The following is an 18732-nucleotide window of genomic DNA, read 5'->3' as shown; positions in this document are numbered from 1 at the left end:
CTACCGGCGGCGATGCACCTTGACATTGCGTAGCGGCCGGCATGATGGATGCATGCTCAATGCCCATGGAGGCCAATATGCAAGGCAAATCACTCTTTCTCGACCGCGCCGTCTCCCGTTCCCACGACTGGGCGCCGCGCTTTCCCGCCCTGTCGATGGCATGCCGCGAACCCGGCTCGATCTCGCGTGGCCGCCAGGTGGTAGTTGCGGCCGCCGACGATGTCGGCATTCGATGCACCTTTTTCACGAACCTCGGCGCGGTGCTGGAGTTCAGTGCGACGTGGGCCGAGTTGGAGAGGGCGCGCACCTGGTGGCATTTTGTCCGCCAGTGGAATTTCTGGATCGTCGATCAGCCGGACTCGATCCGCCGGATTTTTGCTCGCGCGACGAGCGACGAGCACACCGTGGCCATCATTCCGATGACCGTTACCCGACGCGATACCGACGATTATCTTCGGTACCTGGAGCGCGTCGAAGCTGCCGCGCGCAGCGCGGCCGTCTGGTCGCCCGCAACCGCCTCAGAGTGCAAGTTACCGAGTCGTGAATCTAATAATGGGGACATTCTCCGTTTAATTCCCCTTTGTCTGTCACAAAAAAGCGGCAATAATGCGCCGGTCTCTACCTTATTTTTATATTACAAATGTTGGAGCAGCTTTATCCCTGCGACCACTGCGGAGGGCGGCCGACGATCGGGCGATCGCAACGGCTGATCGATTGCCGAGAGAACCGCGCGTTTGATTTCAGCCAGTTCGGGCGCTTTGGCGGGCCGCCATGCCTGGGGGACGTGCTGCCGCGCCCACCCGAAGCACCGCTGACCGAAAAGCTCGTCTGCATCCATTGCACCGGGTGCGGCTTGTCGACACAGTGGGAACCGATCGGCGATGACGAGCTCACCGCCAAGACCCGCTGCGCGGAAACGTGGAACCGGCGCCTGAGCCGTCCAAAGGCGTGCGAGAAAGACCTGCAAACGCTTGTCGAACGCGAGCTCGGCGCATGCGATGCGCAGTTGATCCTCGATCTGTTGTCTCGTGCTGAGGGTGACTGGGCCACGCTCGGCCCCGTCTTCAAGATGCTCGCGCAACGCATCGTCGACGCTGCCGTCGTCACCATCGACACGTGGCCGATTTCCCCGGTCCTCGAAGACGCCGCGCGATACCGGAAGCTCGTCCAGCTCGCGAAATGGGTGGAAATCGACGGCCACGACTACGTGCAGTTCCCGAAGATTGCGTCGCCGACCGAACACATGGACTTCCTGTTCGAAGACCGGATCGCGATGGCCGTCGACGCGATGCCCGATCGGGATCGCTGGTGAAAAAAAAGCCGGCGCGAGCCGGCTTCGAAAGAGTTCTAGCCATATCCGAGGGCCGAGCTAGAACCTGAGAGACAAGTCCATCTTACCGAACGTGCCATCCGCCCAGCAGGCATAACACGCCCTATTTCACCCGTCATTTCTCGGGCAGCGCCGCCGATTGCGGCGCTCGAAACGCCCTCGCTCCACACGTTTCCCGAGAGGGAGCTTCGGCCTCGGCCCGACCACATGCCGATCCGATTTCCACCGCATTGAGGCGCCGGCGCACCTTGTATACGTGCGCCGACGCTCTCGGCAGAACTCCCTGCAGACGGATATCTCGTCGACTGTCAGAGCGACGCGCACGCGATCCTTCCCAACCGTGCCCTCTTCGACGCTTACTTCCGATCCTGAGTCGATGCGAGCAACCGATAGAGCGCTGCCCTCGAAATCCCGAGCGCTGCCGCTGCATGACTTTTGTTGCCGGCGGCGGCCCGCAGGGCGGCCTCAACCGCCTCCACGGTCGGCAGTTGCTTGCGCATTGCCTCCTGCCGCGCGAACGTCGACAGATAGGCATTCGCCTTCGATTCGCGGCTGTGCCCCGCGGCCGCCACGACGCGGCGCTTCGCCTCTTCGTGCGCTTGCGGATCTGGCCGGACCGACGCCCCCTTGATCGGCGCCGGGACCTCGGCAACCTGTTCGTATAGCGTCTGCAGGTATTCATGGCGCAAGCCGTGACTCGTAATCCCTAGCCCGTTCTTCGTCACCCCATGCTTGCCGAGCACGTAGTAGTACCAGTCTCGCCATTGCTTGAGCGTGCGACCAGCCGGAATCGTCGACCCCGATGAACCATTGCTGAGTCGAGCCGCCTCTTCCAGAATCGAGATCTTCCGCTCGATCGGCACTTCACGTGGGCGACCACCCTTCGTGCCTCGCGTAACGGCCAGTGTCTGCGGATTGCGCACCGCCTCGAGCGGCCGCAGCATGAAACTCTCCTCAACCCGCAGCCCGAACGCCGCCTGCAGTTTGAGTTGCACCGCCGTATACGGACAGGTCGACGCGATTTCATCGATCTTCCCTGCAGCGTCTACATCATGCGCCACCCATGACTTGTCCTCAGTCGCCACGTAGCTACGCACCAGGCCCGCCGCTTGCCGGTCCACGTAATCGCCGAGCGTGCCGACCAGATTGGTCTTGCCCATCCACAGTGCGATTGCGCGCAGGTAGGTGAGCTTGTTCTCGATCCGACCGCCCGACTGCCCCGCATCGACCCACCGCGTGACGAGATACTTCACGTGCTTCTCCTTCAGCGACCACGGGGTCTGCAACGCGAAGCCGCCTCCGCGCAGCTCAACAAACGCCTTGCAGAGCGCGGTCGCGCGGTTTTCCTGGGTCCTGATCGAGAGCGTCCGGGTGCTGATGCGTGTGGAGCTATGGATATCTGCGACGTGCGCATTAAACAGCGCGAGCAGCGCGTCCCGAAACTCGGCCGACAACCGATAGCGGCCCACGACCGCACGCACGTTGAGAATCACAGCCATGCATTTGCTCCTTGCGGCCCACGCCGCGCCTTCGTTAATTCGTTACCGCAGCGCGTTCGCGACGCCCCTACCTGGCGCCGTGCCCCGAACCCGTGGCAGCTCAACCCGCTTCGCGCAATGCGCGGTTGCCGGATTCCGCCGGCTCGGTATTGCGTCTTCCTGTCCTTTAGCGATTTCCATCCGATCAGCCCGGTGCATGGGAAGTACATGCACGCCGACTGTCCAACCTGCTGCCTGAACAACTCGCCTCGCGCTTCGCGCAAGACGTCGCCATTCGTGCGCTCCCTCATCGGTCGCGCTGCGCCGAGAAGCTCCGCGCGGGTACAGCTTCGTGGCTACCCTGCAAGCCGACTCGCTCGCGTCGCGACACCCGCCGCTTTCGCGAATGCGGACGCCGGGTTGTATGCCGGGTAATTCCTGTTGAGACCTTTCGGGTACGGCGGCTCAGACCGTTTTTTCTTCCTGTCAGGGAATCGCGATACCGGGCCTTTGCCGGTCGCATGATTTCCCCCGCCCCCAAGCACACTCATGTCGGCCGCGGTGTATCGGGCTTCCTGAGTGCACCCAGCATTGATCGCTGAAAAGGCGTGTTCAGACGCGCATGAGAGCTCGTAAAGCGTCCGGTGTCCGGGGCTCCACTTGTTCTCGTGCTGTCCTGTGGCGACAAACCGTCGCCGATCGTATGGATATCGCACTGTCCAGCGGTCCTCACTGTTGACCGCTGTGTACTTGATCTGATTCACAAAAAGGCCGCTTCGTTGTGCGGCCCGAACACTTGACTGCTTTTTGGGGCCCGTTGCGGGCCAAGAGGACGAGCGAGTGCCTTGCACTCGGTTTCGATGCGTCGATGACGCGGTAGGTGAGAAGAAGAATAGAGCGATTTGCGCCGACTCGCCGGCCGAAAGCTGACGGGAACCGGCGCGCTTTGCGCAACTTGACTTCGCGCATCGCTCGATAGACTGGGTTCAGCAATCTCGGACTTCAACTCGGAGTTGTGCGGGGCTCACTGCGCAAACTTCCAGATCAAGTCGGACTTTGGCGACGCTCATTCGACAAAGTCCGACTTCATGTCCGACTTCGCTTTCTCGCTGCGCTCAATGTCCGACTTCAAGTCCGACTTTGATTTGTGGCACCGTCCCATTCGATCCCATAGGAGTCGCCTTTGAAAACCGCAGTCTTCGCCGTCGATGTCGGCTATGGCAACACGAAATACGCTCACCGCGCCGCAAGTGGAACGATCGCGACCGGCATGTTCCCGTCGCTGACTCCCCTCGCCGCGAGCCGCACGCTATCCGGATACGGCGAGAGCGTGCTAACCGCGCGTAAGGTCTCGACGATCGTCATCGACCAAGTCGAATACGAAGTCGGGCCCGACGTGCCGCTCACCGCAGCCTATGGCAATACTGGCCGAGCGCTGGCAGACGACTACGTGCTGTCCGACAACTATGCCGCCCTCCTGTTTGGCGCGATCCACATTTCTGGCGTCACGCACATTGAACGGCTGGTGCTCGGCCTGCCTGTCCACAACATGAAAAAGTACTCAACCGACCTGAAGGAACGGTTCGCCGGGGAACTGGATTTCGGGGCGGGCCGGGTCACGGTCGACAAGGTCGTGGTGATCCCACAGCCGCTCGGCTCGCTGGTACTGGCGTCGAGCAACCGCCAGCACGAGTTCGGGCGAGACGTCGCCCACCTCGTTGTCGACGTCGGCTACTTCACGACCGACTGGGTGTATGCGAATGGCTTCACGATGGATGACAACCGCAGCGGCGGCATGCCGGGCGGCGCATCGCAGATTTACCAGCGCATCGCCAGCCTCGTCGCGCGCGACCAGGGCGACGCAGTCGAAGACATCGAACGTATCGATAAGGCCTTGCGGGAGCAGACACCGTTCTTCTTCTACGGAACCAACATTGATCTTGCGCCGTACCTCGAGCAGGCCCAACCGCTCATTTCGGGCGTCGTCAAGGAAATGCAGAACAACGTAGGCCGCTTGCCGAACGTGCGGTCGATCATTCTTTCCGGCGGCGGCGCAGCGCTCTATGCGGCGGTCATCCGACGCGCGTTTCCGCGCGTTCTCATTGAGGTGATCGACGCACCGTGCCTCGCCAACGTGCGCGGCTTCCTGATGGTCGGGGAAGCGGGCCTTGCTCGCGAACGTCGCTAAGGAGACGGCATGAGCGACAAGATCGAGATGACTGTCACGATCAATCCGCTCGTGTCGCCGCTGCTCTTCGAGCGACTGAGCGCGTGTACATCAGCCCGCCATCGCGCCACGATTCTGCGGTCGTTGGCGGAGGCAACGCTCCGTCAGGAGCTGACCGGATACGCACGCGCGCCTGCTCAGGCGACGACGCAAACGTATTCGCCTCCTCCGGCGGCAGCGGCGCGCACGCCGGCGGCGGTCGACAACGAGGGATTCCAGGTGCTTCGGGTGGATGACTCGGGTCACGAAAGTAGTGGCTTCGGTGACGAGCTAGGCGGACAACTTGCGGGCTACTTCGAATGACAGGGCCGCCGCAGCACGCTATCGCAGCTTGACTTTGGATTGGAACTGCGAAGATGGATACATAACACCGGTGTTCATGGCGCGCATCGCGCTATGCACCGGTGCATATAGGATGCACACCATGCTGGAACTCATCGACTGGATTCGCCACGGCGAACTGATCCACAAGCTGTCGTCGCCGTACCTCTGGCTCAGCTTTGTTGCGATGCGCATCGCGATCGAATACTTCTTCGCGGGGCTCGCCAAGATCGAACATGTCTCTGGAGATCACGAATGAACAACAAGGTAATAGCGATCGCGACGGAAGCTCACCAGTTGTACAAGCGCCTGCCGTTCCTGGTCCGACGCTTCATCCTGGCATACGCCTTCGCCTTCGTCTGGCTCTTCGGCATCGTTCTGCATGCGCACCACTATGGGAGTCTGGCCGAGCCGTTTCTCATCGGTGGAGCGATTGGCGCGGTGTGGGCTTCGGGCGCCTATAAGCTTTTCTTGCTGATCCTGCGGATCGTGCTGTAGGCTCCGGGGCCGTTGCCGATGCAGAATCCATGGACAAAAAAAAAGCGGCTCACCAAATGGTGAGCCGCTTCGCTTCAAGTTCAATGTCTACGACTGGCCGCCTTTTGCGCGAGCCATGCCATACAGAAGTCCACAGCCGGTTCGAATGGCTCGTCCCGCAACACATAACGGGCCTCGCCCTCGCACTTCCGGTCGATGACGTCGAACGCCTGCGCTTTCGACAACACCGTCGGCTGCCTGCCATTCTCCGCACCCGTGGTCGCGACGATCTCGAACTCTCCCAGCAACATACGAAAGGCCATCATCAGTCTCCGAATGAGGCCCGGCGCAATACGGCCCGGCGGGGACGTATCCCCACCGGGCAAACAAAGCAATGCCGGCGATCGCCGGCGTTCAAGTCAAACTACACGGCACCCTCTGCTGCCATGCACGAGCGCAAGATTCCGCCGGCGCGCTTCATCACGCATCGCCCGTCTCGCGGACGCTCGCTCGTAGCGCTGCGTCCTGCGCTTGTACTGCTGAGCCCACACGTCGCAGAAGTCCACGCCTTCGACCACCGAACGGACGATAGAGACGCGCTTTCCGAGGCGACGAAGGCGATCGGCCAGGATTTGGGCGTGATGCTCGCCGGGCCGATAGCCATGGCGGGCATCGACCCGATCACGGTCAGCGTAGATGATCACGTGGTCGTAATCGTCCCAACGGATATCGGCACGCTCGAGGCCGCCGCAATTCAGCAGGCTGCGAACCTCGATACGATTCTGATACCGCGCAACCACCGCGAACCCCGTCTCCGAACCCTCGACCAGCGCGAGGCTCCGCGATCGGGTCGTGTTGAGCAGCACGGACGAACCAAAACTTCCGTCCGGCGCGCTCATCTCCAGCTTGGCGCGCGGCTTCCCCTTCTTCGTCAGGAAGGGAACCTTCGTGCCATCAGCCGTCAGGTAGGTTCGATGAAGGCGACGCGGCTTTCCGGCCGGCGACCGTGCACGCAGCAGCATGACGGGAAACTTTCCTAGCTTCTTTCCCCATGCATCGACGTACTCCATACCAGGGTGGTAGCGCACATCCTTCCCGATCCATTCGATTTGCAGCCCGGGGATTCGCGTCGACAGATACGTCCATACCGGCGACTCCGCCGTGACCGGCCCGGCGCCATCCCACGCGACCTGCATCTCGCGACACTTCTGCTCGTCGCTTTTCTCAGGCCGGACCGGGACAGGTTTCACCTTGCGCGCCACCTCGACGGGAATGCCGCCGTTGTAGTTGCCGGTCTCGAGCTCGTAGTAGATCTCGCGATACGGCTTGCCTGTCACCTCACGAATGAGCTGCACCCCCGTGCCGCCCTTCGCACAGCGGGCGCAGTACCAGCCGCCCTTCGGATCCTTCTCGGGCGAATAGAGCCGAAACGTCTCCTCGCCATCACACAGCGGGCACGCCCACCAACGCTTCTTGGCGTCCCCCAGATAACGGCTATCGAGATAATGCGGAAAGATGTCTGACCAGTTCAGGTCCTCGAGAACCAGCTTCTTCAGCTCTCGCATGATTCAGCCTCCTTTTGCGCTGTGGCAAAAACGTACGAAGCAGCTGCCGCATCAATCGATGCGGTAGCCAGCACCGGTGGATCGAACGCCCTCTCGCTTTTCACGCCCCCGGCCGTCGCGTCGAATCGACGTGACATGGAGAGCACTGCGCTGCGCGAAAGGTGAAACCACTTCACATTCATCAGTTGCTCTCCTGTTTGGATTGCGGTTTTGGTCGATGCCTGAGACAGGCGTGGAAACGCTTGCTCAACCAAGCCGCGCGGGCGCGTCGGCTTGGTTCAGCAACGTCGTGGGATGAACAGAGGGGAGGAGAAGGTCCGCGTGTGACGTGCCGCGAGGCACATCACACGCGAAGGTGAGAAGAAACGGGAGACGCGAAGAGGATCGGTGAGGGTTTCCGGGATCAGATCGCGGCCCACGCTTTGCGCGGGTACCACGATTCGAACGGAATATCGTCGTCCATCTCGTCGAAGCCGCCACCACCACCGTACGACCTCGTCTGATCCGGCGCAGGGGCCGCAGGCCGCGGGCCCGAGCCATTCGTGCGAGCCGGCGCGCGCGCCGTATTGGCCGGTGCCGGTCGGCTTGCGCCCTGCTCGAACCCGTCGTCGCCGCCGTCACGCTGCGTGTTTCCGCCGCGGCCGCCAAGCATCTGCATCTGGTCGGCAACAATCTCGGTCGAGTAACGGTCCTGACCGTCCTGGCCTTGCCACTTGCGCGTGCGGATGCGGCCTTCGATATAGATCGACGAACCTTTCTTCAGGTACTCGCTGACGATTTCGGCGAGACGGCCGAAGAAAGCGACCCGGTGCCACTCGGTCATTTCCTTGAAATCGCCGCTCGCCTTGTCCTTGTAGCGATCGGTCGTCGCGAGACGGATGTTCGCCACGGCGTCGCCGCTCGGCAGATAACGGACTTCCGGGTCAGCGCCGAGATTGCCGACGAGGATGACCTTGTTGACAGATGCCATGTACAACTCCTTTATTGAGTAATCGACCAGAGCCACTTGTCCCACATGACTTGCTGGCCATTCACGATCTTGGGTGAACCATCCGACCGCATGGCCGGCACCTTGATCTTCCTGAGACGTTTGACGCTCACGGTGTCGCCAAGGCGACAACCGCATTCCGAGATCGCCTCCTTCAAGCCTTCGCCTTGCAGCGTGCGTTCGCCATACGACGTATCGAGACGGATCGCAAAGGACTTGTAGAAGCGTGAGCCGTTCGAACGCCGGTCGGGGAATTCGTCCTCGCCCCACCAGGTGATGCGACCGACCACGGCCGCAGACTTGGTAGATTCGTCTCGGCGCGGTCGCGCCGGACGTCGAGACGAGTCGCGTGCGCGCTCGAGCTCATCGGCCGGTGCCACTTCCATCGGCGCCGCCTCGGCCGACGCCACATTGGAGACGGTTGGCATTTGGACACCGCTCGCACGCCGAATGGCGGTTGCGATCGCATCCTTCAGCGCAGACCGGTGCTCAGCACGCATCGCCCAGTGCGGTTCAAGGTCCGGCAGGATCTTGAGACCGAACATCGTGTCGCCGGCGTGATCGTCGAAAGCCGGTTCGAATTCGACGATACAGTCGCCCTCGTCAACGAACAGGTGGGGAATGCCGTCGATCGTGACGTGGGTCTCGTTCGACGCACCCTTTCCGACCACGCGCTCGCGATCCGGTGTGCACGCACCCGGAGACGGCTGGTTGGTCGACTTGCGCCCTTCGCCGGGGAACGCATTTGTGAGCACGCGCGTGATGAACATCGCTACGCTTGCCATTGCGCCTCCAGGGACAGTTGTCCGCTACACCAGCGGTTAAGCCGCATGTAGTCGAAGTTGAGCAACGGGTTATCGCGGATCCCGTCTTGCATCGAGCGCGACCGAATCCGGCCGAGCGCACAGACGAGCGGATACGGGATCGCACCGGACCAGAGTTCCATGATCCATCCGAGCGTCGCGTAGTAGTCGGCCGTGTCGACGGGACGATTGCACAGTCGATCCCGCAGGATCTCCGCACAGTCCATCAGTGCTTCCGGCACGCTGTCACCGTGGCGGCTGTCGACCGCGAGGAAGAACACCGCTTCGGCGAGCTGCTCGCGAACGTGAGGTGCCCACTGGGATGGGTCGGGAAGCGGGTCGGGTTTCAGTGGGGGAATAACGATCGGCGACGCGTCGCCGAACATGTCGAGCTGCCAGGCAGCCACATGCGGTTCCATGAGAATGCTCCGGTCGTGCCGGGCAACCTCATCTCCGGAAACCGGGAACGGGGTTCCCGGCGGGGGTGAGGCGTTGACCGCGCGAATTGCTTCGCACGGTCAACGGGATGGCAGGCGCCTTACTTACTTGGTGCCCGTCTTGATGGGAATGACGACAGCCGATTTCGCGTACTGCCGCTTCGGTGTCGATTCGGTTGCGTCGTTCGCCGCAGGTACTTTTGCGGCGCGATGCAACTGTTGAGCAGCGTCCGACCCAGCCGGACGTTCGGCAGGTTCAGGCGTTTGCGGCGCGCGGCGACGTTTGTCGAATTCCGTCTTCGCCCAATGGGCAACGACCAGCATCAGAATGCCGGCGACGAAGAACGACATGGTCGCGATATACAGCACCAGGCAAAGCGCCAGCAACTTGAACGGCGATTTGAATGCGCCCTTGAACAGTAGCGTCAACATCTATCTCTCCAGAAAGATCATTTACAGAAGGATGTCCGGACAACGTCCGGCGGTTTCGATGCTCGAGACGAGCAAGGAAATCGGCGCGAAGCGCTTTCGTCCGCGGCCGTCGGGCCCGCGCACGAAAATGCTCGGCGTCGATCAGGAAAGATGCGGGCAGGCCGCAAGGGGCGAGACCGTTAGGTCTGGGAGGTCGATGCGTTGGGGAAACGCGTAATAGGCCTAGCGTATCGGGTTCGTACGCGGCGGGCCGCCCGAATGCTCGGCAATCGCGTACAGCTTTGGCGGACCGCGTCCAGTTCAACCGGTTGAGGGGCTTAACCCGGAAAGCTCCAGAAAATCGTATAGCTTTTGCCGGTTCCGAGGACTTGACTTCGCAAATCGCGCGGCAAACTGAAAGTGTCACTTCACTTCAAGGCGCTCATCATGTCTTCGATTCTGATCTTCGCGTTCATCGGCGGCTCGCTCTACATGGCGTTTCGCAAGCGGCGCACCACTCAACCGAGCAAGCCGCCCGTGTCGCGCAGCCATGCATCGGGCGACGCCGGCGAAGCGCGCGTGCGCACGGAACTCGAACGCGTGCTCTCGTGGCTCTGCGGCGACGATTACTACGTTTATCCGACGGCCCTGCTGCTGCATCACGCGCCGGGTACGGACTTTCCGACCGCCGAGGTCGACCATCTCGTCATCGCGCTATTCGGAATTTTCGTAGTCGAAACTAAACACTGGTCTGCTCATATCGTACCCGGCAGCGACGCAACCAAGTTGTTGTGCCATCTGCCCGGCGGCAGGCTCGAGGAACGGCGCTCGCCGCTGAACCAGAACCGGTCAAAGGTTGCGTTCCTGCGCGGAATGCTTCCCGATATTTGGGACGTTCACGGTGTCGGCGTGTTTTCCAGCGACGTCTGCACGCTGTCGCCGGTGCTGCCCATCGATCTCATTCGTGCGCAGGACTTGGGTCACTGGCTGCGCGAAAAGAAGAATCGTCATGCGCTCGCCGGCCGGCCTTCGGTCAAGGTCCAGCTTGCCCTGGACGCGATTCGCCGCCTCTGCGTTGACGATCCAACGGGGGCCGCCATCGAAATCCATCGCCGCAAAATTCAGCAATCTTTACCTATTTGAGGAGGTCCTCCTAATGTTTCGGTCAATCCTGCCGACAAATTCATAATCCGTAACAATTCGAGTCCGCTTAAAAGCGGGGTGGTTTCGTGCAGCTTTTCGCCGGGACCACGTGAAAACGCGGCGTATGCTGGGTTCGCCACCCCCCAAACTACTTGTCTCCATTGACGCGCAGCCGAGGAATCCGACCTGCGCGGGCAATGGCTCCAACCGGACATTTCGGAGAGGAAACGTGTCCAACCATCCGTCCAAGAAACCCCGCCTCGACGAGGCACCTGCATCGACCGGAGATGAGCGCAGTCCTCTCGACCGTCAATCGGCTCGTGACGCGACTGTACCGCTCGCCCAGAACCCGGGACAGCACGAACTGCAAGAGGCCGCCGGCCTGTCATTCGGCCATCTCTGCAACGATATCCTCAGCGGCGTAATCCGCAACAGCGAGGATGTGGCGTCGAACCAGAGCAACAGGCTGCAAGAGCATCTGCGCATCGGCCACCACTTCTCCTCCATCCGCGATGCCGTCGTCAGTGCCTACGTGGCCGAGCATGGCGACACCCCAACGACGCGCAAAAGCGCGCTGAAAGTCGCCTACGACTTTCTGACGAGGGAATTCCACAAGTCCAAGGCTACCGTGCGGCTCTATATCCGCTGCTACGAGAAGCTGGCAAGCAACATCGCATTGGGGTGAACACGTGTCCAAGAATCTGCCCAAACCCATCCGGTCTGACGACGAATTCAACCCGACCGTTCCAGACGACGGTCGCACTCCGGCCGACGATGCCGAATCGAGTGCCGATCTGACAGCGAACTTCGCCCACATTCCGACCCAGCTCGAGCTCGGCGCCGCCGCACGCGAGATGTTCGCCGGCCTGCCCGACTCGCTGATCCGCACGATCATCGAGGAAAGCGAGGAAGTCGCGCACTCGACACGCAAGATCCTGCTTGAGCACATGCGGATCGGCGGCAACTTCGTGCACATTCTCACGGGCGTTGTCGGTCATGAGGTGACGCACAAAGGCGACACTGTCGCCGTGCGGAACCGCGCGAAGGAACTCGTCTACGACTACCTGACGAAATTGTTTCGCAAGTCGAAGTCGTCGGTGCGGCTGTACATCCGCTGTTACGAGAAGTTCGCAAACAACATGCGCGCCGTCGAGATCCTCTCGCACAGCGACATGGCGCTGCTGGTCGGTAACGACATTGGCGACGACGTCGTCGACATGGTCATCGACGCCAGAAGCGAGAACCCGAACCTGAGCAAGCGACAAGTCGAGCAGCTGATCGCGAACTACCAGGACAAGCTCGCCGAGAAGGCCAACCAGGTTGAAATGGTCACGACCGACCTGGCGAATACCGTCGGCCGGCTTGATGACGCCCAGGCGGAAATCGATCGCCTTGCGGCGGAACTTGATCGAACCCGGCAAGAGCAGGCCCGCGAGCGAGAGAGCTCGCAAGCCACCTCCGTCGAGTTGGCAAACGTAAGCAAGCAGGTCAGCACGCTGCAACACGAACTGGCGAAGCGAGAGCATGAAGTCAAACAGATCACACACGATCTTGCCCACCTGAAGGCCAATCCGTTGAAGGAACAGGTCCCGGTCCCCACGGTTCCTGACGGATTCACGAATCTCGAAGATGCGCTCGCAACCAAGCTCGCTGAAGTGAAGGAAGCCCGCGCCAGTCTCGAATCCATTCAGGCGGAAAAGCAGGCGCTCGAAGGCGAACTTCAGCAGCAAAAAGCGGCGCTCGAGGCTGGTGAGGCATTGGAAAAGAAGATCCGGGCGCTGATCGAGAAGTTCGGTGCATTCACCCAGGACTATCACAGCGCGCAGTTGCTGGCGACCGCGGACGGCCGTCCCGCGCGCTTCCAGCCGCTGTTTGTGGCGCTCGGCGACCTGATCGGCAAGTTTCACGGGGAAGTGATGGCTGCGACACGCGCGGCATGATGGTTCGGGAGCGGCCGCTCCCGAATTGGCAGGGAAACGAGAGAACTACAAATGGAAAAAAAGAATGCCCGGGAGACCTACCGGTCCGTCGAACGCCTTTACGTGCCTCAATGGCTGACGGAACGGATCCAGGTCACCAATTTCGATCTGGTCGATCACATGAAGTGGCTGCTCCAGAAAGACGGTCGGTTTAACGAGATCCTCGCGGTCGAGCGGAAGGAAATCGAGCACTTCAAGCACAACGAGTCGTCGCTGCGCAACTTGCTCCACACGCCGTTCCTGATGGTCGCGCCGACGCTGCAAACGGTGGAGGACTGGCGCTGCTTCATCGACGAGACCGCGACGACCGTCGCCGTCGACGAGCTGCGCCGCAAACTTCCAGAGTTGGATGCGCTGTCGACGTACTCGGTGCAACAGCACAACCGCATGTTCCTGGACCTCGTCACGAGCGTGATCCACATGAGTGTGCTCGCGGCGCCCCTGCTCGGCATTACGACCGAGCTGGCTGCCTACCTCGTGTCGGTGCCGACTTACAAGCTGCGCCTTGCACTTGGGCGTATGCGTGGCTTGCCACTCTTCCGCTGGCGTTTCAATGCGCCGACCTTCTGGTACCAGTTCACGGCAAGCACGTTGACGGACGAAATGGTCGCGCACCTGATAATGGAAACCTCGCCGATTCGCGTCGGGGAACTGCCCAGCAAGGCGGGTTGGAGCGAGCTGCGCCTGCCGCGCGAACGGAACGAGACCTATGCATACGCGATGATGGCCTACCGGTGCCGGGCATCGACGGCCGCGGCCCTGTTTCGCCTGAACCAGAACGCGATGCGCCAGCGCTACGTCGAGATGCACGGCGTCAGCTCTCCTTGCGGGAACGTGCCGACGTCGCTGACGTGGTTCGTCGAGACGCCGCACAACCGGCTGCATGCCACGTTCTACACGTGGCTGTACCGCGCGGGGCTCGCCGCGGGTGGGAACGCGCCGGAGGCGCTGATCGCGACAAACGACATCTACCAGCAACTGTTCGGCGGCAAGCCGGATATTTCAGCGGATCGCGGCTGCAACCTGACCCGTTCGATGGCGGCCGATTCGCGTCTCACGATTGCCCCGTGCCGCACGTGCCGAACCCACTATGTGGTCAGCAACAACGACGCCAAGATCGAGATGCACCAGAGCTTCGACTGCCCGGCCTGCAACCGGCAACTCGGCGAGAAGAAGCGTCACGCACGTGCGCGGGCCGGCCATGGAAAGTCTTGAGCAGGAACCGACGCTGCCTGCCGGCCTCGTCGTGTTCAGTGCGGACGGCCGTGCCGAGTTCGGTTGGCTGAATCCTGAAACAGAGCAGTACTTCTCCGAGGCAACCGGTGAGGTGATACGGGATGCGGTCGGCGCGGTGCCGTGGGTGGCGAATCGCGCGCACTGAAGGAGCTCTGCGATGGACGATTACGCTTATCTCGTGGCCGAAAGCAACGCCGCGTGGCTTTCCGGGCGAGGCGACGGGCGCTTCGAGCGCTACGAGCAGTTCTATCGGGCGCAGGGCGGCGGAGCCGCCGACGGGTTCGATCTCGAACGAACCAACGAGGAATATGGCGAATGGGTCCACCACCAGCCTACGCGTCTGCTCGCGTTATTGGCCAAACCCGTGATCGGTAAAGTGTTCGTCGCGTTTTTCTGCGTGTACAAGGCCGCACAACTCGTCCCAATGATGGCGGGACAGGCCCCGCGCGCCAGCGGCGTACTACTCGGCGCGACCTTTGTCGGTCTTCGGATCTTCCACTGGCGACACCGCAAACGAAGGTGACCGATCCGGCTGACGCCCGCCCTCGTGGCTGGCTTTTTTCTGATCGTCGAACCGGTCCCGGCCAGCCCCCATGCAGATCGAGGCGAACTTCAGCCGGAAAACGCGTATATGCCGGAGGGTCTGCCGATACCACGGCGGACGCAGTTCTACTGAAACGTTGGAGACCAAAAAATTGAATCGAAAACTCACGTACTTGGCATTGGGAGTCTGCCTGTTTGCAGCGCTGTCCGGCTGCAAACAGTCATCCGTCGATTCGCTTGAAGGCGAATACGGCGTCGCTGAAAACGGAAAGATCGTTCCGTTAATCAAGGTGGAGAAGACCGACAAGGGGTACGTATTCGACGACTATCAGGCCGGCAAGTGGCGTACCGGCACTGAAGTCGCGCGGCCCCTGAAACCTGAGGAATTCGAGCAGATCATGGGCGCAAAACTCCAGGGCCCGTTCGATGGACTGCAGACAAATATGGCGATGTTCGCGAAAGTCCAACCGGGTTTCACCGCCGGCGACTTCAAAACGTCGACCGGGTACATGATGGCTTTTATGCTCGGGCCGATCGAACTCACGAAGATGTGACCGCATCCTGCAGCCGGGCGGGCGACTGGATACCACGGTGCCCGCCGTCAGCCCCACCGTACCCGCGATTCAAGTCCTAACCAAAAGCGACCGATATCAGGAACTGGCGATCTTTTGGCTCGGCCCGGCCGCACCAAGGACCGACGATCGGCGGCGCAGGCTTGACTTCGTCGAGCGGTCGATAAGATGAAATTAAGGGTGTGCAAGGGGCGCACCCAACAAACGAGGAAAAAATGAAGAACAATTCACGCATCGGTCTCACGGCCCTGTCGTTGGCCGTAATCCTGGCGCTCACTGCCTGTGGCGGCGGTGGTAGCGACGGCGGGGCGTCGAACAATAACTCGGGATCCGCGGGTGGCAGCAACTCGCCGTCAGACACACTCCCGCCCGGAACCCAATCGACCGCTCAATATGCGTCAGGCAGCATCGAACTCGCCGCCTTTAATCGCGTGAACCAATACCGGATTCAGTGCGGATTTCCGGCCGTCCAGCAGAACACGCTCCTCGATCAGGCGGCCGCCGCTCATGCAGCGTACGGCCTTCAGAACAATGTGATCGGCGACACCGAATCGTCCACAAACCCCGGCTTCACAGGTGCGACCTATGCCGATCGGGCGACGCATTTCGGATTCCCGCAGTCGGTTTACTCTACCGGCGAAAGCGTCGGCTACTATACGGGCGCTACTCTTTCGAACGACCAATATGGCAATGCACTGATCGATGCGCTCGTCTCTGGGGTCTATCACGTTGCGATCGCCACATGGCCGATCACGGTTGCGGGAGTAGGCGTAGCCAAAACCACATTCAACGGCTACCCACAAATTTCGGCGTCCCTCGGCATCGGAGGCTTCCGGTCTACTCCGGGGACCATGCCGCTTACGTTTCCCTGCCAGGGGGTGACCGGCGTGCCGTACTCGTCGTTTGGCGAGAGCCCGACCCCGCCGAACACATCGGGCCCGTGGGGAACACCGGTTGCGGTAGCTGGCAATCCGACCGATACGATTCTGATGCAATCGGGTACGATGACCGATACGTCGGGCAACGTCATCAGCCTCAAGGTGCTCGACTCGGCCACTGACCCGAACAAGCTTCTGCCGAAGTTTGAAGGTGTCGCCTATCCGACTTCGCCACTTCAGCCGAACACCACGTATTCGGTATCGATCACCGGCACGGTGAACGGCACAGCGTTCTCGCGCAACTTCACCTTTACGACCGGCAACGTCATCGGTTAAGTGACCTCGGCGAAGCCCGCCACAGCATCGTGTGGCGGGTTTGCAATTACGCGCTCAATGTCCGCCTCCGCCTCCGCACGGCCCTCCTGATGCGTTTTGAGACTGAGAAAGTATGAATCCAACAACCTGTGTCGTCCCCGCGTTTAGCATGCAGGCAAACACCTGGGTGCTCGAACCATAGCCGTTACTGTTCGTGCCGAAGCCGAGTTTGTATACATCGTATGGTCCATTGGTCGGGGGCCAAGTTCCGTAAGCTGAACTGCCAAAGCTAGTACCCGGTGCCTCACAAATTAGCGGAGGAGGCTGCGTGTTGATGTCGTTGGCAACTTGATTAGTTGTCTCGGACTGCGGGCCGATAAACGCTGACACCGGGCTAATGAACTTTCCATAGCCTGCCGCTGCATTGGCGCAAGCCTGCTGTTGATCGGCCGGCATAGTCGGGGGCGCGCTCGGGATACAAGTTGGGGGAATCCAACTCGTACCAGTCCACGATGGTGGGGCGACTTGAACGTAACCAATGGGGCAAGACGGCGGTGCCTGATAATTGCACGACGGCGCGCTCCAGCGTGACCCCTGCCAAACAGCAGCAGCCGTGGTCGTCCAACCCGCTCCCGTCGAGCACTGCGGTTGCGGAATCGGCGCCGACGAGATGGGCGTCGTGCAGGTCGAATCCTGGTTCCCGTATGAACAACGGGCCGGCCCTGCGAAAGCCGTACTCATGCTCACTGCCGCCGCAGACAACAGCGCAGCACGTACCCCTGTAAGCGATACTCCCAATTTCCGCTCCTAGTATGCGCAGTACGTCGTCGCGACGGCGGTGACCCAAATGGGACTGCCGCTACCATCGGTAACGACAACCGTCCAAGGTCCCGCGCCGTCCACATTGAAGTTCAAAGCGGCGGTCGGATCGATCTGGACGCCCTGCGGAGCGAGCAAAATCTCCGGCGTCCCGCCAGCGTTACAACTGGGCGCTGGCACCCACGTTCCAAACGTGACCACATATCGCGCGTACTGTTGCCATGAGCCGCCGATCGGCAGCCACACGCGCGCGCCGCTGATCGGATCTCGTTGACAGGCAAACGGCATCCCCGACCCGTCATACGCCGATGCAAAGCCGGTGCCCACGCACGCGGCCCGCGGCACCGCTACGTTCCCCGCCGTCACCGTGCCGGTGACGGTCGCGTTGCCATTGACGCTCGCCGCCCCGGTGTTGATCGGCGCTGGCGCCGTACCCGCCGCGTTCTGGACATTCAGCGTCCCCGGCGTGCGCACCGCGTTGCTGACCGCGACGTTCGAGGCCGAAAGCGTCGGTGCTGCGATCGTTCCCGTCGCGTCGATGCTGTTGACGTTGTGGAGGCTGACACCATTGACGTTCTGATCGCCCGTCCACGTCAGCGAGCCATCACGCCGGATGTAGACCGCATTGCCATCCGTCGCCGGTCCATTCGTGGCCATCACGACGGCAGCCGGTGCGCCGGCTAAGGGATTCGATGCATTCCACGCGCCATTCAACCCATAGACCGTCGACGAGTTCTGTGTCTTCGAAAAACCGAACCCGTTGCCGGCTGCCTGCGCGACAACACCTGCGCCCGCGACATCGGGCTGCCCTTTCTTCGTGACCGGCTTGGACGGGTAAAACAGATACGAAACCTGACACGACGATCCGCCCGTCGAGCAGCCGGCCGGCCCGACGCTCATCTGGACCATGTAGGTTCCGCCCCAGATCGGGCCCGCCGCGTAGTTGGCCTTCAGATAGCCGCCCGAATGCAGTTGCGCCAAAGTCGGCGGCGTTACTGGCGTCGGCCCCGGCGCGACCAGCTGGGCAACGAGTGCACCGTAGTTGTCCGTCACCCAGCTTCCAAGTGCGGAGTTAATGACCGCCTCATTCTGGCCTTCGGCCGTCAGCATCCCTGTTCGGCGCTTCGCCACGTCGTCCTTGATGCCCTGAATGGTCAGAAGCGCCATCGCAACGAGGACGATCGCCATCTCGATGATGCTGAACATGGGC

General features: G+C 61.4%; 23 protein-coding genes. 14 read left to right on the top strand and 9 right to left on the bottom strand.

The annotated features are described in order from the left end of the window. Window positions 1-77: 77 nt before the first annotated feature. Together U5A56_RS22945 and U5A56_RS22940 are read left to right on the top strand one after the other, a co-directional pair. The gene (locus U5A56_RS22945) at window positions 78-710 is read left to right on the top strand and encodes a hypothetical protein (RefSeq protein WP_257775979.1); all 633 of its coding nucleotides are present in this window, start codon (window positions 78-80) and stop codon (window positions 708-710) included. Further along, on the top strand, window positions 641-1312 hold the full coding sequence (locus tag U5A56_RS22940) for a Lar family restriction alleviation protein (protein WP_257775980.1): 672 nt from the start codon (window positions 641-643) through the stop codon (window positions 1310-1312). Before U5A56_RS22945 ends, U5A56_RS22940 begins: the two co-directional genes overlap by 70 nt. A 374-nt stretch (window positions 1313-1686) precedes the next feature. Here U5A56_RS22940 and U5A56_RS22935 read toward each other — a convergent pair whose 3' ends face one another. Further along, a complete protein-coding gene (locus U5A56_RS22935; RefSeq protein WP_257775981.1) occupies window positions 1687-2829 on the bottom strand; it encodes an integrase domain-containing protein in 1143 nt (380 codons plus the stop codon). A 1162-nt stretch (window positions 2830-3991) separates the two neighbouring features. Between U5A56_RS22935 and U5A56_RS22930 the strand changes: the two genes are divergently transcribed. The 4 genes from U5A56_RS22930 to U5A56_RS22915 all read left to right on the top strand — a co-directional run bounded on the left by U5A56_RS22930 (window position 3992) and on the right by U5A56_RS22915 (window position 5854). Beyond that, the gene (locus U5A56_RS22930) at window positions 3992-4996 is read left to right on the top strand and encodes a PRTRC system protein D (RefSeq protein ID WP_257775982.1); all 1005 of its coding nucleotides are present in this window, start codon (window positions 3992-3994) and stop codon (window positions 4994-4996) included. A gap of 9 nt (window positions 4997-5005) precedes the next feature. After that, complete coding sequence (locus U5A56_RS22925; RefSeq protein ID WP_257775983.1) at window positions 5006-5338, top strand: hypothetical protein; 333 nt, start codon at window positions 5006-5008, stop codon at window positions 5336-5338. A gap of 121 nt (window positions 5339-5459) precedes the next feature. Continuing rightward, window positions 5460-5615: a hypothetical protein gene (locus U5A56_RS22920; protein ID WP_257775984.1), complete on the top strand. Its 156-nt coding sequence runs from the start codon at window positions 5460-5462 to the stop codon at window positions 5613-5615. Continuing rightward, complete coding sequence (locus U5A56_RS22915) at window positions 5612-5854, top strand: hypothetical protein (protein ID WP_124615433.1); 243 nt, start codon at window positions 5612-5614, stop codon at window positions 5852-5854. Before U5A56_RS22920 ends, U5A56_RS22915 begins: the two co-directional genes overlap by 4 nt. Before the next feature lie 80 nt (window positions 5855-5934). Here U5A56_RS22915 and U5A56_RS22910 read toward each other — a convergent pair whose 3' ends face one another. The 7 genes from U5A56_RS22910 to U5A56_RS22880 form a co-directional block, all read right to left on the bottom strand. Continuing rightward, window positions 5935-6159 carry a hypothetical protein gene (locus U5A56_RS22910; RefSeq protein ID WP_257775985.1) on the bottom strand — a complete coding sequence of 75 codons (225 nt, stop codon included), beginning with the start codon at window positions 6157-6159 and terminating at the stop codon, window positions 5935-5937. Between the two features lie 93 nt (window positions 6160-6252). Beyond that, window positions 6253-7398, bottom strand: coding sequence for a primase-helicase zinc-binding domain-containing protein (locus U5A56_RS22905; protein ID WP_257775986.1), 1146 nt, complete (start codon window positions 7396-7398; stop codon window positions 6253-6255). Next, window positions 7386-7580, bottom strand: a complete 195-nt coding sequence (locus U5A56_RS22900) for a hypothetical protein (RefSeq protein WP_257775987.1) — start codon at window positions 7578-7580, stop codon at window positions 7386-7388. The genes U5A56_RS22905 and U5A56_RS22900 overlap by 13 nt, the downstream gene beginning before the upstream one ends. A 221-nt stretch (window positions 7581-7801) precedes the next feature. After that, window positions 7802-8368, bottom strand: coding sequence for a single-stranded DNA-binding protein (locus tag U5A56_RS22895; protein WP_257775988.1), 567 nt, complete (start codon window positions 8366-8368; stop codon window positions 7802-7804). 11 nt (window positions 8369-8379) lie between these two features. Further along, window positions 8380-9171: a hypothetical protein gene (locus tag U5A56_RS22890; RefSeq protein WP_257775989.1), complete on the bottom strand. Its 792-nt coding sequence runs from the start codon at window positions 9169-9171 to the stop codon at window positions 8380-8382. Further along, the gene (locus U5A56_RS22885) at window positions 9159-9608 is read right to left on the bottom strand and encodes a hypothetical protein (RefSeq protein WP_257775990.1); all 450 of its coding nucleotides are present in this window, start codon (window positions 9606-9608) and stop codon (window positions 9159-9161) included. Before U5A56_RS22885 ends, U5A56_RS22890 begins: the two co-directional genes overlap by 13 nt. A 123-nt stretch (window positions 9609-9731) precedes the next feature. After that, window positions 9732-10058: a hypothetical protein gene (locus U5A56_RS22880; protein ID WP_257775991.1), complete on the bottom strand. Its 327-nt coding sequence runs from the start codon at window positions 10056-10058 to the stop codon at window positions 9732-9734. Between the two features lie 426 nt (window positions 10059-10484). Here U5A56_RS22880 and U5A56_RS22875 point away from each other — a divergent pair, with 426 nt between their 5' ends. The 8 genes from U5A56_RS22875 (at window position 10485) to U5A56_RS22840 (ending at window position 16724) form a co-directional block, all read left to right on the top strand. Continuing rightward, a complete protein-coding gene (locus U5A56_RS22875) occupies window positions 10485-11180 on the top strand; it encodes a nuclease-related domain-containing protein (protein ID WP_257775992.1) in 696 nt (231 codons plus the stop codon). A 229-nt stretch (window positions 11181-11409) separates the two neighbouring features. Further along, on the top strand, window positions 11410-11865 hold the full coding sequence (locus tag U5A56_RS22870) for a hypothetical protein (protein WP_257775993.1): 456 nt from the start codon (window positions 11410-11412) through the stop codon (window positions 11863-11865). 4 nt (window positions 11866-11869) lie between these two features. Continuing rightward, the gene (locus U5A56_RS22865) at window positions 11870-13120 is read left to right on the top strand and encodes a hypothetical protein (protein ID WP_257775994.1); all 1251 of its coding nucleotides are present in this window, start codon (window positions 11870-11872) and stop codon (window positions 13118-13120) included. Between the two features lie 51 nt (window positions 13121-13171). Further along, the gene (locus tag U5A56_RS22860) at window positions 13172-14374 is read left to right on the top strand and encodes a FlhC family transcriptional regulator (protein ID WP_124664121.1); all 1203 of its coding nucleotides are present in this window, start codon (window positions 13172-13174) and stop codon (window positions 14372-14374) included. Beyond that, window positions 14361-14540: a hypothetical protein gene (locus U5A56_RS22855; protein ID WP_124664120.1), complete on the top strand. Its 180-nt coding sequence runs from the start codon at window positions 14361-14363 to the stop codon at window positions 14538-14540. The genes U5A56_RS22860 and U5A56_RS22855 overlap by 14 nt, the downstream gene beginning before the upstream one ends. A gap of 12 nt (window positions 14541-14552) precedes the next feature. Then, window positions 14553-14918, top strand: coding sequence for a hypothetical protein (locus tag U5A56_RS22850; RefSeq protein WP_257775995.1), 366 nt, complete (start codon window positions 14553-14555; stop codon window positions 14916-14918). A gap of 172 nt (window positions 14919-15090) precedes the next feature. Further along, window positions 15091-15492 (top strand): hypothetical protein, encoded by a 402-nt coding sequence (locus U5A56_RS22845; RefSeq protein WP_257775996.1) that lies wholly within the window; start codon window positions 15091-15093, stop codon window positions 15490-15492. 233 nt (window positions 15493-15725) lie between these two features. Then, on the top strand, window positions 15726-16724 hold the full coding sequence (locus U5A56_RS22840) for a CAP domain-containing protein (RefSeq protein WP_257775997.1): 999 nt from the start codon (window positions 15726-15728) through the stop codon (window positions 16722-16724). A gap of 786 nt (window positions 16725-17510) precedes the next feature. Here U5A56_RS22840 and U5A56_RS22835 read toward each other — a convergent pair. Then, on the bottom strand, window positions 17511-18728 hold the full coding sequence (locus tag U5A56_RS22835) for a hypothetical protein (protein WP_257775998.1): 1218 nt from the start codon (window positions 18726-18728) through the stop codon (window positions 17511-17513). Between the last annotated feature and the right edge of the window lie 4 nt (window positions 18729-18732).

The organism is Burkholderia sp. BCC1998 (genome assembly GCF_905339875.1).
Lineage (GTDB): Bacteria > Pseudomonadota > Gammaproteobacteria > Burkholderiales > Burkholderiaceae > Burkholderia.
This window is presented reverse-complemented; position numbering and strand designations above follow the sequence as displayed.

Bases quoted from the DNA above. Each gene is read 5' to 3' on its own strand.
- U5A56_RS22945 (WP_257775979.1), top strand. From the start codon at position 78: ATGCAAGGCAAATCACTCTTTCTCGACCGCGCCGTCTCCCGTTCCCAC.
- U5A56_RS22940 (WP_257775980.1), top strand. From the start codon at position 641: ATGTTGGAGCAGCTTTATCCCTGCGACCACTGCGGAGGGCGGCCGACG.
- U5A56_RS22935 (WP_257775981.1), bottom strand. From the start codon at position 2,829: ATGGCTGTGATTCTCAACGTGCGTGCGGTCGTGGGCCGCTATCGGTTG.
- U5A56_RS22925 (WP_257775983.1), top strand. From the start codon at position 5,006: ATGAGCGACAAGATCGAGATGACTGTCACGATCAATCCGCTCGTGTCG.
- U5A56_RS22920 (WP_257775984.1), top strand. From the start codon at position 5,460: ATGCTGGAACTCATCGACTGGATTCGCCACGGCGAACTGATCCACAAG.
- U5A56_RS22915 (WP_124615433.1), top strand. From the start codon at position 5,612: ATGAACAACAAGGTAATAGCGATCGCGACGGAAGCTCACCAGTTGTAC.
- U5A56_RS22910 (WP_257775985.1), bottom strand. From the start codon at position 6,159: ATGATGGCCTTTCGTATGTTGCTGGGAGAGTTCGAGATCGTCGCGACC.
- U5A56_RS22905 (WP_257775986.1), bottom strand. From the start codon at position 7,398: ATGCGAGAGCTGAAGAAGCTGGTTCTCGAGGACCTGAACTGGTCAGAC.
- U5A56_RS22900 (WP_257775987.1), bottom strand. From the start codon at position 7,580: ATGAATGTGAAGTGGTTTCACCTTTCGCGCAGCGCAGTGCTCTCCATG.
- U5A56_RS22895 (WP_257775988.1), bottom strand. From the start codon at position 8,368: ATGGCATCTGTCAACAAGGTCATCCTCGTCGGCAATCTCGGCGCTGAC.
- U5A56_RS22890 (WP_257775989.1), bottom strand. From the start codon at position 9,171: ATGGCAAGCGTAGCGATGTTCATCACGCGCGTGCTCACAAATGCGTTC.
- U5A56_RS22885 (WP_257775990.1), bottom strand. From the start codon at position 9,608: ATGGAACCGCATGTGGCTGCCTGGCAGCTCGACATGTTCGGCGACGCG.
- U5A56_RS22880 (WP_257775991.1), bottom strand. From the start codon at position 10,058: ATGTTGACGCTACTGTTCAAGGGCGCATTCAAATCGCCGTTCAAGTTG.
- U5A56_RS22875 (WP_257775992.1), top strand. From the start codon at position 10,485: ATGTCTTCGATTCTGATCTTCGCGTTCATCGGCGGCTCGCTCTACATG.
- U5A56_RS22860 (WP_124664121.1), top strand. From the start codon at position 13,172: ATGGAAAAAAAGAATGCCCGGGAGACCTACCGGTCCGTCGAACGCCTT.
- U5A56_RS22855 (WP_124664120.1), top strand. From the start codon at position 14,361: ATGGAAAGTCTTGAGCAGGAACCGACGCTGCCTGCCGGCCTCGTCGTG.
- U5A56_RS22850 (WP_257775995.1), top strand. From the start codon at position 14,553: ATGGACGATTACGCTTATCTCGTGGCCGAAAGCAACGCCGCGTGGCTT.
- U5A56_RS22840 (WP_257775997.1), top strand. From the start codon at position 15,726: ATGAAGAACAATTCACGCATCGGTCTCACGGCCCTGTCGTTGGCCGTA.
- U5A56_RS22835 (WP_257775998.1), bottom strand. From the start codon at position 18,728: ATGTTCAGCATCATCGAGATGGCGATCGTCCTCGTTGCGATGGCGCTT.